The sequence below is a fragment of the Bradyrhizobium sp. genome (assembly GCF_049581145.1).
Lineage (GTDB): Bacteria > Pseudomonadota > Alphaproteobacteria > Rhizobiales > Xanthobacteraceae > Bradyrhizobium.
The window spans coordinates 1-14,157 of sequence record NZ_JBAURI010001182.1 but is presented as its reverse complement, the minus strand read 5'-3'; the positions used below and the strand labels follow the sequence as shown (position 1 = coordinate 14,157).

Genomic DNA, 14,157 nt, shown 5'->3' with positions numbered 1-14,157 from the left:
AAGACATCCTCGCCGTCATCAAGACGCTGGTCGACCTGCGCGACGGCAAGGGCGAGATCGACGACATCGATCACCTCGGCAACCGCCGGGTGCGTTCGGTCGGCGAATTGATGGAGAACCAGTACCGCATCGGCCTGTTGCGCATGGAGCGCGCCATCAAGGAGCGCATGTCCAGCGTCGATATCGACACGGTGATGCCGCAGGACCTGATCAACGCCAAGCCCGCGGCTGCCGCGGTGCGCGAGTTCTTCGGCTCCTCGCAGCTGTCGCAGTTCATGGACCAGACCAACCCGCTGTCGGAGATCACCCACAAGCGCCGTCTCTCGGCGCTCGGCCCGGGTGGTCTGACCCGCGAACGCGCCGGCTTCGAGGTGCGCGACGTGCATCCGACCCATTACGGCCGCATCTGCCCGATCGAGACGCCGGAAGGTCCGAACATCGGCCTGATCAACTCGCTCGCGACCTTTGCGCGCGTCAACAAATACGGCTTCGTCGAGACGCCGTATCGCAAGGTCAAGGACGGCCGCGTCACCGACGAGGTGGTCTATCTCTCGGCGATGGAAGAGGGCCGTTATCGCGTGGCGCAGGCCAACGTGCCGCTCGACCCGAAGGGTCGCTTCACCGAAGACCTGGTGGTCTGCCGTCATGCCGGCGAAGTGCTGCCGGTGACGCCCGACAAGGTCGACTACATGGACGTGTCGCCGAAGCAGCTGGTCTCGGTCGCAGCTGCGCTGATTCCGTTCCTGGAGAACGACGACGCCAACCGCGCGCTGATGGGCTCGAACATGCAGCGCCAGGCGGTGCCGCTGGTTCGCGCCGAGGCGCCGTTCGTCGGTACCGGCATGGAAGGCGTGGTCGCCCGCGACTCCGGCGCCGCGATCGCGGCACGCCGGTCCGGCGTGATCGACCAGATCGACGCCACCCGCGTCGTGATCCGCGCCACCGAGGATCTCGATCCGACCAAGTCCGGCGTCGATATCTATCGGCTGATGAAGTACCAGCGCTCCAACCAGTCGACCTGTATCAACCAGCGTCCGCTGGTGAAGGTCGGCGACATCGTCAAGAAGGGTGACATCATCGCCGACGGTCCCTCGACCGATCTCGGCGAGCTCGCGCTCGGCCGCAACGTGCTGGTCGCGTTCATGCCGTGGAACGGCTACAATTTCGAAGACTCGATCCTGCTCTCGGAGCGGATCGTGAAGGACGACGTCTTCACCTCGATCCACATCGAGGAATTCGAGGTGATGGCCCGCGACACCAAGCTCGGCCCTGAGGAAATCACCCGCGACATTCCCAACGTCTCGGAAGAGGCGCTGAAGAACCTCGACGAAGCCGGTATCGTCTATATCGGCGCGGAAGTACGCGCCGGCGACATCCTGGTCGGCAAGATCACGCCGAAGGGCGAAAGCCCGATGACGCCGGAAGAGAAGCTGCTGCGCGCGATCTTCGGCGAAAAGGCCTCCGACGTCCGCGACACCTCGCTGCGGGTGCCGCCGGGCGTGCAGGGCACGATCGTCGAAGTGCGCGTATTCAACCGGCACGGCGTCGACAAGGACGAGCGTGCGCTGGCGATCGAGCGGGAAGAGATCGAGCGTCTGGCCAAGGACCGCGACGACGAGCAGGCGATTCTGGACCGCAACGTCTACAACCGCCTCGCCGAGCTCCTGGAGAACCGCCAGGGCATCGCCGGCCCGAAGGGCTTCAAGAAGGACACCAAGATCACCCGGGCCATTCTCGAGGAATACCCGAAGTCGCAGTGGTGGCTGTTTGCCTCGCCGAACGACAAGCTGATGGCCGAAATCGAGGCGATGCGGAAGCAGTATGACGAGTCGAAGAAGGGGCTCGAGCAGCGCTTCCTCGACAAGGTCGAGAAGCTGCAGCGCGGCGACGAACTGCCGCCCGGCGTGATGAAGATGGTCAAGGTCTTCGTGGCGGTGAAACGCAAGATCCAGCCCGGCGACAAGATGGCCGGCCGCCACGGCAACAAGGGCGTGGTGTCGAAGATCGTGCCGATCGAGGACATGCCGTTCCTCGAGGACGGCACGCATGCCGACATCGTGCTCAATCCGCTCGGCGTGCCCTCGCGCATGAACGTCGGCCAGATCCTGGAGACCCATCTCGGCTGGGCCTGCGCCGGCCTCGGCAAGCGGATCGGCCAGACCGTCGATGCCTACCTCGCCAAGCAGGACTCCAAGCCGCTGAAGGAGACCCTGAAGAAGATCTATGGCGACGACGAGACGATCAAATCGCTCAACGACAGCGAACTGCTCGAGCTCGGCCGTAATTTGAGCCACGGCGTGCCGATCGCAACGCCGGTGTTCGACGGCGCCAAGGAAGCCGACATCGAGGAGATGCTGAAGCTTGCCGGCCTCGATGCCTCCGGCCAGTCGACCGTCTATGACGGCCGTACCGGCGATGCGTTCGACCGCAAGGTGACGGTCGGCTACATCTACATGCTGAAGCTGCATCATCTGGTCGACGACAAGATCCACGCGCGATCGATCGGACCGTACTCGCTCGTCACCCAGCAGCCGCTGGGCGGCAAGGCGCAGTTCGGTGGCCAGCGTTTCGGCGAAATGGAGGTGTGGGCGCTGGAGGCCTACGGCGCGGCCTATACGCTGCAGGAAATGCTGACCGTGAAGTCGGACGACGTCGCCGGCCGGACCAAGGTGTACGAGGCGATCGTGCGCGGCGACGACACGTTCGAGGCCGGTATTCCGGAATCCTTCAACGTGCTGGTCAAGGAAATGCGTTCGCTCGGCCTCAACGTCGACCTGCACAATTCCAAGCTGGGTCCGACGCCGACGTCGGAAGCGGCCGAGTAGGGAACACGAGTAGCGACCAACTGTCCCGGTCGGCTCGCGCAGCACGGTGTGCTGCGCGGCAGGACCGGGACACAACAGGCAATTTTCAGCGGCCCATTGAGCGGCCCATGGGGTCCTGGATCAGCGAGGCGCCGCCTGCGGACGGCATTGCATCCCGGACACGGGTGACCGGCTAAGGAGAAGACGATGAATCAAGAGATCATGAATCTTTTCAACCCGACGACGCCGGCTCAGGTCTTCGACCAGATCCGGATTTCGATCGCGTCCCCGGAGAAGATTCTGTCCTGGTCGTATGGCGAGATCAAGAAGCCGGAGACCATCAACTACCGCACCTTCAAGCCCGAGCGCGACGGACTGTTCTGCGCGCGCATCTTCGGGCCGATCAAGGACTACGAGTGCCTGTGCGGCAAGTACAAGCGGATGAAGTACAAGGGCATCATCTGCGAAAAGTGCTCGGTGGAAGTGACGCTGTCGCGGGTGCGGCGCGAGCGCATGGGCCATATCGAGCTGGCGGCGCCGGTTGCCCATATCTGGTTCCTGAAGTCGCTGCCGTCGCGCATCGGCCTTCTGCTCGACATGACGCTGAAGGATCTCGAGCGGATTCTCTACTTCGAATACTACGTGGTGCTGGAGCCGGGGCTGACCGCGCTCAAGGACCGTCAGCTCCTGTCGGAAGACGAGTATCTGAAGGCGCAGGACGAATACGGCCAGGATTCCTTCACCGCCATGATCGGCGCCGAGGCGATCCGCGAGCTGTTGAAGGGGCTCGAGCTCGAAAAGCTCGAGGCGACGCTGCGCGCCGAGATGCATGAGACCGACTCCGACATCAAGCACAAGAAGCTCGCCAAGCGCCTGAAGATCGTCGAGGCGTTCCGCCACTCCGGCAACAAGCCGGAATGGATGATCCTGACCGTGGTGCCGGTGATCCCGCCGGAACTGCGTCCGCTGGTGCCGCTGGATGGCGGGCGGTTTGCCACGTCCGATCTGAACGATCTGTACCGGCGTGTTATCAACCGCAACAACCGCCTGAAGCGGCTGATGGAGCTGCGCGCGCCCGACATCATCATCCGCAACGAAAAGCGCATGCTGCAGGAGGCGGTCGACGCCCTGTTCGACAACGGCCGCCGCGGCCGCGTCATCACTGGCGCCAACAAGCGTCCGTTGAAGTCGCTCGCCGACATGCTGAAGGGCAAGCAGGGCCGCTTCCGGCAGAACCTGCTCGGCAAGCGGGTCGACTATTCCGGCCGTTCCGTGATCGTGGTCGGTCCCGAACTGCGGCTGCACCAGTGCGGCCTGCCGAAGAAGATGGCGCTCGAACTTTTCAAGCCGTTCATCTATTCGCGGCTGGACGCCAAGGGCCTGTCCACCACCGTGAAGCAGGCCAAGAAGCTGGTCGAGAAGGAGCGTCCCGAGGTCTGGGACATCCTGGACGAGGTGATCCGCGAACATCCGGTGCTGCTCAACCGCGCCCCGACGCTGCATCGCCTCGGCATCCAGGCGTTCGAGCCGGTGCTGATCGAAGGCAAGGCGATCCAGCTGCATCCTCTGGTCTGCGCCGCCTTCAACGCCGACTTCGACGGCGACCAGATGGCCGTGCACGTTCCGCTGTCGCTGGAAGCGCAGCTGGAAGCGCGCGTCCTGATGATGTCGACCAACAACATCCTGCATCCGGCGAACGGTCAACCGATCATCGTGCCGTCGCAGGACATCGTGCTCGGCCTCTATTACGTCTCGATCATGCGCGAAGGCCTGCCCGGCGAGGGCAAGATCTTCGGCGAGATGGCCGAACTCGAGCATGCCCTGCATTCCAAGGTGATCCACCTCCATACCAAGATCAGGTACCGCTGGGAGGGCATCGACGAGACCGGCAAGATTTCCCGGCGCTGGATCGAGACCACCGCGGGCCGCGTCATGCTCGGCAACCTGCTGCCGAAAAACCCGCGGATTTCCTACGAGATCATCAACAAGCTGATGACCAAGCGCGAAATCTCCGGCGTGATCGACCAGGTCTACCGGCACTGCGGCCAGAAGGAGACGGTGATCTTCTGCGACCGCATCATGGCGCTCGGCTTCTACAATGCGTTCAAGGCCGGCATCTCGTTCGGCAAGGACGACATGGTGGTGCCGCACGCCAAATGGAAGATCGTCGACAGCACGCGTGCGCTGGCGAAGGATTTCGAGCAGCAGTACAATGACGGTCTGATCACCCATGGCGAGAAGTACAACAAGGTCGTCGACGCCTGGTCGCGGGCGACCGAGGAAATCGCCAAGGAGATGATGAAGGAGATCTCCTCGACCAAGAAGAATGCCAAGGGCGCGGACGCCGACATCAACTCGATCTACATGATGGCGCATTCCGGCGCGCGCGGCTCGCCAGCGCAGATGCGCCAGCTTGCCGGCATGCGCGGCCTGATGGCCAAGCCGTCGGGCGAGATCATCGAGACGCCGATCATTTCCAACTTCAAGGAAGGTCTGACGGTGCTCGAATACTTCAACTCGACCCACGGCGCCCGCAAGGGGCTGGCGGATACCGCGTTGAAGACCGCGAACTCCGGCTACCTGACGCGGCGTCTGGTCGACGTGGCGCAGGACTGCATCATCACGCAGGACGACTGCGGCACCAAGCTCGGCATCAAGATGCGCGCCATCATCGATGCGGGCACCGTGGTGGCCTCGCTGGGCTCGCGCATCCTGGGCCGCACCGCCTGCGATGACGTCCGCGACCCCGCCAGCAACAGGATCGTGGTCAAGCGCGGCACGCTGATGGAGGAGGCCGATGTCGACGCCATCCAGCAGGCCGGCATCCAGGAGGTGAAGATCCGCTCGGCGCTGACCTGCGAGCTCGTCAACGGCATCTGCGGCAAGTGTTACGGCCGCGATCTGGCCCGCGGCACGCCGGTCAACCACGGTGAGGCGGTGGGCGTCATCGCGGCGCAATCGATCGGCGAACCCGGCACGCAGCTGACCATGCGTACCTTCCACATCGGCGGCGCGGCGCAGATCAACGAGCAGTCGTTCGTGGAATCGAACTTCGATGGCAAGGTCGTCATCAAGAACAAGGCGATCGCCAGGAACAGCGAAGGCCACCTGGTCGCGATGGTCCGCAACATGGTGGTTGCGATCGTCGATCCCGACGGCACCGAGCGTGCGACCCATCGCATCCAGTACGGTGCGCGCATGCATATCGACGAAGGCGACATGGTCAAGCGCGGCCAGCGCATCGCCGAATGGGACCCCTATAGCCGTCCGGTTCTCTCGGAGGTCGAGGGCTCAATCGGGTTCGAGGACCTGGTCGAAGGGCAGTCGATCTCGGAAACGCTCGACGAGTCCACCGGTATTGCCAAGCGCGTCGTCATCGATTGGCGCTCGACCCGGGGCGGGGCGGATCTGCGTCCGGCAATCGTGGTCAAGGGCAAGGACGGCAAGATCCTGAAGCTCGCGCGCGGCGGCGACGCCCGCTACATGCTCTCGGTCGACGCCATCCTGTCGGTCGACGTCGGCGCCAAGGTCAAGTCCGGCGACATCCTGGCGCGTATCTCCACCGAAAGCGCCAAGACGCGCGACATCACCGGCGGTCTGCCGCGGGTGGCGGAGCTGTTCGAGGCCCGCAAGCCGAAGGATGCGGCGATCATCGCCGAAATCGCCGGTACCATCCGCTTCGGGCGGGACTACAAGAACAAGCGCCGCATCTCGATCGAGCCGATGGACAAGACCGAGGAGCCGCGCGAGTACCTGATCCCGAAGGGCAAGCACATCCATCTGCAGGACGGCGATATCGTCGAAAAGGGCGATTTCATCGTCGAAGGCAATCCGGCGCCGCACGACATCCTGGCGATCAAGGGCATCGAGGAACTCGCGGCCTATCTGGTCAACGAGATCCAGGAGGTCTACCGGCTGCAGGGCGTGCTCATCAACGACAAGCACATCGAGGTGATTGTCCGTCAGATGCTGCAGAAGGTGGAGATCACCGACCAGGGTGACACCGACATGATCTCCGGCGAACAGGTCGACAAGATCGAGTTCGACCAGCTCAACGTCAAGGCCAAGGAGGAGGGCAAGAAGCCCGCCACGGGGACGCCGGTTCTGCTCGGCATCACCAAGGCGAGCCTGCAGACCCGCTCGTTCTTCTCGGCGGCCTCGTTCCAGGAGACCACCCGCGTGCTCACCGAAGCCGCCGTCAACGGCAAGGTCGATCCGCTGGAAGGCTTGAAGGAGAACGTCATCGTCGGCCGGTTGATTCCGGCAGGCACCGGCGCCTCGATGGCCAAGATCCGCGAAGTCGCCATGAAGCGCGACAAGCTGATTCTGGACGAACGCGAGAAGCAGGCCGCGATCGTGCCGGCAGCTCCCGAAGTTGAGCCGTTGGCGCTTCCGCCCGCGGAATGATCGGCGCCTGATTTAGTTTAGTCACCAAAACGTCAAGAGGCCGGCACCAGCCGGCCTTTTTTTTCGCGCCGGCTGAGCTCTAGATGATCGTAAAGATGAAGCAAGAGGGGGCGCGCCCCGTCGCGGATCTCATGCTCGGCGCCGCAGACGATCTTGCGCCGGTGGCCTGGGGTGCGGGCGGCCATCAATAGTTCGTGTCGAGGATGTGATGCTGGTGCGCAACCACTCTTACCTCAGACATCGTCCTTGCAAGGACAGGATGAGGGTAGCGGCTGAAAGATGCGTCAACGCGCTCGGATCGCCGGCAAGCGGCGCCGGAAAAACGCCTGATGCGATCCGTTCTGAAGTTAGCCGCGACTGGAACGATATCACAAAGCAGAGAGACGAGCGGCTATGCGCGCGCAGCGCTTGTCTTGATGCTCCCGCTTGATTGATAAAGTCAGTTGTCGGAGTAACGCTTTGAACGTTCACTACATGGAATCCAGGTTCGGTCCTCAGGGGTGGGCTTACTGGCCCGAACGGGAGGATCTTTCGATCGAGTTCATGCGACTCCTTGGAGCCGCGCAGGAAGGCGGCTCAGCGGTCGCCGAATGCTGTGTTACCGCAGGCCGAATCGATGTCTCGGATGACAATTCGTGGTACGGCGAATGGAAGCGACTCGCCGACGCCAATCATGAGCGGGGCAATAAGGCCTTCAGCAAAGGCTATGTGCTGACGGCCAGGGGCAACTGGCTTCGCGCCATCAACTACTATCAATCGGCGGCGCTCCCGTTCGACTGGACCGACGAGAAATATCGGGTCGCGGTCGAAAGCATGCGCAGATGCGCCCGCGAATATGTCGGGCATGGCAGCCCGCGCGGCGAGGTGGTTTCGATCCCCTGGCCCAGCGGCTACCCGCTCGAAGGCTATTTCCTGCCGGCCCCGGACTCATCTCGTCGTGCGCCGGCCGTCATCTGCATCGGCGAGCCCGGCCAGCGCAAGGAAGAATACCTCTACAAGGTGGCTCGCTATGCGCGAGAGCGCGGCATCGCGCTGCTTGCGGTTGATCTTTTCGGCGCGGGGCCGGATACGCGGTTCGATGAGGTCGTCGGGCGCTCCGACCTTGAGATGACGATCGGTTGCATCATGGACTATCTCGTCGACAGGGACGATGTCGACGAGGGACGCATCGCCATCGTCGCCGATGGATGGGGATCCTCGTTCGTGGCGCGGGGAATCGCGTTCGACGATCGCTTCGCCGCGGCGGTCTGCGACGGTGGCCTATGGGATCTGGTCGAGCGGACATTTTTGCGGGATCGCCTCGCGTTTCCCGCTGGCGGCATTGTCGGGGATATGGGCTTGAGCCGGGTCGCGCGCAATCTCAAATGCCCGGTGCTGATTTCCACCGGTGAGCGTGGCTGGCTGAAGGCCGAGCGGGTCAGGGAATTGTGCGACGGCCTGAAGGCGGACGGCCGCGACGTGACGCTCAAGATCTTCACGAGCGAGGAAACCGCGGCAATGCAGGGACATGCCGACAATCCGACGCTCGCCAACGAGTTCATCTTCGACTGGATCGTCTCCCGCCTCGGGATGCCCGCGCAGTAGCCGCGGCGCCGTCGCGTGCCAGGCGACTCGCGCTGATGTCCGCGTCCTGCCGGGCTCAGGTATCGACCACCACCTTCAGGCAGGCTTTCTCGAGGCGGCCCCTGAGCGCGGTGAGCTTGTCGGTCAGGTCATCGAGCTCGTCATTGTTCAGTTCTGCGAAAATGAACTCGTTCAGCTCCTCCTGCTGCGAGGCGAGTCCCGCCAGATGCTTGTAGGTCTTGTCGGTCAGGGACATCCGGACAACCCTGGCGTCGTCGGGCGAGGGTTTCCTGCGCAGGAAGCCCTTCTTCTCCAGGAGCTTTGACTGAGTCGTGACGAACGACGAATCGACATGCAGCTTCTTCGACACGGCGTTGACCGGCACGCCGTCGTCCCGATCGATGTCCGACAGGGCCATCAGGATCATCCATTGCGGACCGCTGATGCCCAGCGCCTTCGCCCAGAAGTAGCGAAGCTCCTCGAGATGCACGCTGATCGAGGCGATCGCCCAGGTAAATCGCCTGATTACGTCCTGATTCTTTCTGATTGCAGCCACGCTCACGCCACCACGCCCTGCGGGGCTCGATGAGCCCACGTTCCTCTTCTCGATTGCTCCCGTTCCGGTAGTCTCGATGCGTTTCCTTTGTAAAACAAGCAAAAAAGATGGGTAATAAGCTCAGGAATTGGCTTTGGCCCGCGTTTTCCCGGGGTGTTTCGTTGCAAAAAGGAGACATCGGGCCGAGAATTAATAGCTTACTGAATAAACTATTTTGATTATCAAAGTTGCGCAGGCATATTCCCGCTGACGGCTGGGGGTCCTGGATCGTCCCGCTAGGTAGTTCGCTTAAGTCCCGCGCTTTCATGCGGGGGGGTCCCAAGGCGCGACACGACTGAGCGGTTTTGAAGGGAGCCGAGTTTCAAAGGGGTAACGCCCCTGCGGATCGGACGCCTTTGCCTAGAGAGAGCAACTTGGAGGTTAACATGAAGATGGTTAAGAGCCTTGTCCTTGGCTCAGCGGCGGCTCTGCTCGCCATGAGTGGGGCACAGGCTGCGGATCTTCCCGTCAAGGCCAAAGCGGTCGAGTATGTGAGGGTCTGTTCGCTGTACGGTGCGGGCTTCTGGTACATTCCAGGCACCGACACCTGCATCAAGATCGGTGGTTATCTGCGCGTGGATACCACCTTCAACGGCGGCGTTTACGATGCGCCGGCGTGGAACGGTGATTTGGGCCAGGGCAATCGCTTCGCCGACACGATCAATTCGCGCTCGCGTTTCGCGCTGACGGTCGATACCCGTACCGCAACCGAATATGGCGTTGTCCGCACCTTCGCGCAGGGCGACTTCCAGTTCAACAACTTCGGCAGCTCCGCTCCCGCCACCACCTCGCCGGCGTCGTCGCTGGGCGGTCTCAGCAGTTCGCTGCTGGATGGCGTCGGCGGCGGCTATGTCGCGGTCGAATACGTCTTCATCCAGTTCGCCGGCTTCACCTTCGGCAAATCGTCCTCGGCCTATGCGACGCCCTGGAACGGCTATCCGGGCAACAACTCGTCGTTCCTGATCGGCGGCGAAGACTCCGTCACCGGCGTCAACAACGTGCAGTACACCGCGCAGTTCGGCAACGGCGTGTCGGCCAGCATCGGCCTCGATGATCCGACCGTGTTCAACCGCACCCCGCTGTACAACCTGTCGCTTGGCGTCAGCGCCGCTGGTCTCGGCACCAACGCCTACGGCGGCTTCACCATGCCCGACGTCGTCGGCAACGTCCGCATCGACCAGGCCTGGGGTCTGTTCCAGCTGTCGGGCGAACTGCATCAGGTCAATGGCTCGTACAACGTCCTCGAAGCCGGTGGCGGTGGCGCCCCCGTGTCTGGTACGACGGCTCTGACCGACTCGGTGCTTTCGGGTCATCCCGAAACCAAGTACGGCGGTTCGGTGATGGCTGCGTTGCAGGTCAAGAACATCCCGACCGGTCCCGGCGACGACATCAAGGTCGATGCCACCTATGCCTTGGGTGACACCAAGAACGTGATCTCGACCAGCGCGACCTCGCCAAGCTTCCTGATGATGGGCGGCGTTCCCGGCCAGTTCGGGCCGAGCGGCAGCCTTGGCTTCGGAGCGACCTCGGATGGCGTCTACCTTCCGACGGCGGCCGGTGGCGATGGCAATATTCACCTGACCACGTCCTACGGTGTTCGCGGTGCGTTCAACCACAACTGGGATCCCTACTGGTCGTCGAGCTTGTTCGGCGGCGTGGGCTGGGTGCGGTATGACAACACGGCTAAAAGCGAATACTGCTTGGAATACGGCAAAGAGGTTGCCGGCTTGGGGACGACCTACAGCTGCAACCCGAACTTCAGCGTCTCGATGCTCGGTGCCATCACCCGATGGACTCCTGTCAAGAACCTGACGTTCTCGGCGGAAACCATCTGGACCCATCTGAACCAGGGCTTCAGCGGCAGCGCGACCTTCACGCCCGGTGGCGCGCAACCGATCTCGACCTATGCCTACAAGAACCAGGACACGGTCTCTCTCAACGTTCGCGTTCAGCGCAACTTCTGATCCCGATCGTTCGAGACTCATCTGACAAGAATCCCCGGCAGAAAACTGCCGGGGGTTTTTTCGTGTGGGGCGTGTTCGAGAAGGAGGAGGCATTCTCGCCAACGCGTCGGGTGCAGGCCGCAAGCAGGCGCGAGACCAGGACGGATAAAGTTATTTGTTACTCAATAATCTTATTTACTCAGATAAATTAGTCATCTATACTTATCCTCAGGTAGCCGGCCAGTGGTTGGACGGCGGCTTAGTCTCAAGGAGACGACAACCACCTTTATGCTAAACCTCCAAAACCACCGGCAATGCCCTGCCGGTGGTTTTTAATTTTTGGGGCTTGGAAAAGCTGACGCCGTCGGGCGACGCTCAGCCCAATCGAGTCGTCCCCCAGGCGCCCCGATTTTTCACCGAAGCACCAGTCTCATGAGACGGCGGGCCAGTCCCTGCCGGCGCGGCGATGATGACCGCAAAACAACGGTAAGCAGCGAAGATACGGCTAAATTGGTGATATTTTTGTCACAATTGTGCTCTGTCGCGGCGCAGCAGCGGCTTTGTTCATCTTCCCTTCAGGGAAAAAAGCGCTTTTCCTGAGGTGACTTAGACCGGAAGTTCCCGAGGGGCGGCCGGCAATGACGGGACAATCATGCTTGATCTTGCAATCGTTGGTGGCGGCCCGGGAGGGCTGATGAGTGCGTGGTACCTGAAGCGGAAGCTGGGCGAACTCTGCCGCGTTACCATTTTTGAATCGTCCGACCGGCTCGGCGGCAAGATCCTCACCCGCAAATTCGATTCGGCGAACGCGATGTATGAGGCCGGCGTCGCCGAGATCTATGACTACTCGATGACGGGCCCGGATCCGTTGCGCGAACTGATCCAGCATTTCGGACTGCAGACCATTCCGATGGATGCCGAGCAGGTGCATCTCGATGGCGAACTGCTGGACGACGTGCCCGGCATGCGCCGCAAATATGGCGCCAAGACCGCGAGCGCGATCGAAGCGTTCCGCAGGCGCTGCACCGAAATGGTGTCGCCGATCGAGTATTATGAAGGTGTCGGCGCGCACGACAACGAGCATCCCTGGGCCTACCTCACGGCGGAGGAGCTGCTCGACAGGGAAGTCGACGATGCCACCGCCAAGCGCTTCTTCAAGGTGATGGCGAGGTCCGACATCGCGACCGAAAGCCACAACACCAACGGGCTCAACGCGTTGAAGAATTTCGTGATGGATGTCGACGGCTATATCGGGCTGTATTCGATCCAGAACGGCAACGAGCAATTGATCGAGTGCCTGCAGTCCGAGGTCGATGCCGATATCCAGCTCAATCACCGTGTTCTCAAGGTCGGCAAGACCGAAGCTGGCCGCTATCAGCTCAACATGATGAACGGCAAGGGGCCGGAGACGCGCGATTTCGATCTCGTGCTGCTGTGCCTGCCGCATTCCTGGCTCGCGACCTTGGGCTTCGAAGGCGAGGCCCTGCGCAGGTCGATGGTCAAACACGTCGCCTATTTCGACCGACCCGCGCATTATTTGCGGGTTTCGCTGCTGTTCGACGAGCCCTTCTGGGGCGAGAAGATTCCAGGCTCCTGGTTCATGTCGGAAGCGTTCGGCGGCTGCTGCGTCTATAATGAGGGATCGCGCCACGACGTCGGACGGCATGGCGTGCTCAACTTCCTGATCGCCGGCTCCGATGCGCTGGCATTTGCCAATCTCTCCGACCAGGAGCTGATCACGGCGGCGCTGAAGTCGCTGCCGCCCTCGCTTGGCGAGGCGCGCGCGCATTTCCTGGAAGGCAAGATTCATCGCTGGCTGTCGTCGGTCAATGCGTTGCCGGGCGGCATGCCGGCGCGCGACGTCATGACCAATCACCGGCCCGAGCCGAAGCAGCATCCCGGCCTGGTCGTGGTCGGCGACTATCTGTTCGATTCGACGCTGAACGGCCTGCTCGATTCCTCCGATGCCGCCACCGACATCATCCTGACCGAAACGATGCGGCTGCGCCGGACGCGCGCGCAGGGGGCTGAGCAGGGCAGCCAGCCGCGGTCGGACAAGATCGACCGCGACTATTTCGAGAATTATCGCGGGCTCGGTCCCTATCGCGAGGTCTGGAGCCGGTTCACCGATCCGGACTACCTCATCGAGCTGGTCCGGATCGTCTGGAACAGGCCCGCGCCTTACAAGCTTCTGGTCGCGGGTTCCGCCTCCGGAGAGCTGGTGGGCGCGCTGCGCGAGCGCGGGGTGGATGCGTGGGGCATCGAGAACAACCGCGCCATCCATGCCAGGACGCCGGAGCACCTGAAGGCTTTCAACAGCTTCGGATCGATCGTCGACATGCCGTTCGAGGACGATTCGTTCGATTTCGTGTTCGAGACCAGCCTGTGCCATGTTGCCGAAAAGCAGGTCGGCCGCGCCGTGCGCGAGTTGAACCGCGTGGTCAGGACCGGCCTCATCTTCGGATCGGTGACATCGGACATGGCGCCGGCGGTGATCGACCGTTACGACCTGTTGCGTGGCGTGAAGAAGCTCGGCACCTGGTGGGAGTGGTCGGAGCTGTTCTTTGGCAATGGTTTCGATCTGTCGATGCACCGCCGCGACTGCACGGACGAGTTGTGGGCGGCGACGCTCGCCGCCAACAAGGGCCCCGGGCAGTGGTATGCCGACGCCGACAGCCTGCGCTATTCGTTCTTCGACAAGGTTGCCGCCGAAGATGATGAGGACTGAACCGAGCGGCCGATGAATCCCTGCGGGCAGTTCTCTCGCCGGTGTTCTTGCCGCTCGTCCCCGCGCCGCAGCCATTCGCAATAGAACTGGTTTTAACCGGACGCGAATGATAGAGCC

7 protein-coding genes are annotated in these 14,157 nt (G+C 62.3%); 5 read left to right on the top strand and 2 right to left on the bottom strand.

Annotated elements, in window-relative coordinates; genetic code table 11:
* Both rpoB and rpoC read left to right on the top strand, forming a co-directional pair.
* A partial coding sequence (gene rpoB, locus WCB02_RS37595) for a DNA-directed RNA polymerase subunit beta (protein ID WP_423967011.1) occupies positions 1-2,825 on the top strand: 2,825 nt, incomplete at its 5' end.
* A gap of 186 nt (positions 2,826-3,011) precedes the next feature.
* Positions 3,012-7,211, top strand: coding sequence for a DNA-directed RNA polymerase subunit beta' (gene rpoC / locus WCB02_RS37590; RefSeq protein WP_423967008.1), 4,200 nt, complete (start codon positions 3,012-3,014; stop codon positions 7,209-7,211).
* Positions 7,212-7,243: 32 nt separating this feature from the next.
* On the opposite strand, the gene WCB02_RS37585 is transcribed toward rpoC, so the two are convergent.
* A complete protein-coding gene (locus tag WCB02_RS37585) occupies positions 7,244-7,396 on the bottom strand; it encodes a hypothetical protein (protein ID WP_423967006.1) in 153 nt (50 codons plus the stop codon).
* Between the two features lie 274 nt (positions 7,397-7,670).
* Here WCB02_RS37585 and WCB02_RS37580 point away from each other — a divergent pair, with 274 nt between their 5' ends.
* On the top strand, positions 7,671-8,795 hold the full coding sequence (locus WCB02_RS37580) for an alpha/beta hydrolase family protein (RefSeq protein ID WP_423967004.1): 1,125 nt from the start codon (positions 7,671-7,673) through the stop codon (positions 8,793-8,795).
* Positions 8,796-8,850: 55 nt separating this feature from the next.
* Here the strand turns inward: WCB02_RS37580 and WCB02_RS37575 are convergent, their stop codons facing one another.
* On the bottom strand, positions 8,851-9,336 hold the full coding sequence (locus WCB02_RS37575; protein ID WP_423967002.1) for a MarR family winged helix-turn-helix transcriptional regulator: 486 nt from the start codon (positions 9,334-9,336) through the stop codon (positions 8,851-8,853).
* 419 nt (positions 9,337-9,755) lie between these two features.
* On the opposite strand from WCB02_RS37575, the gene WCB02_RS37570 reads away from it, so the two are divergent.
* Entirely contained in the window at positions 9,756-11,333 is a 1,578-nt protein-coding gene (locus tag WCB02_RS37570; protein ID WP_423967000.1) for a porin, read from the top strand.
* Between the two features lie 631 nt (positions 11,334-11,964).
* Positions 11,965-14,040 carry an FAD-dependent oxidoreductase gene (locus WCB02_RS37565; RefSeq protein WP_423966997.1) on the top strand — a complete coding sequence of 692 codons (2,076 nt, stop codon included), beginning with the start codon at positions 11,965-11,967 and terminating at the stop codon, positions 14,038-14,040.
* Positions 14,041-14,157: the final 117 nt, after the last annotated feature.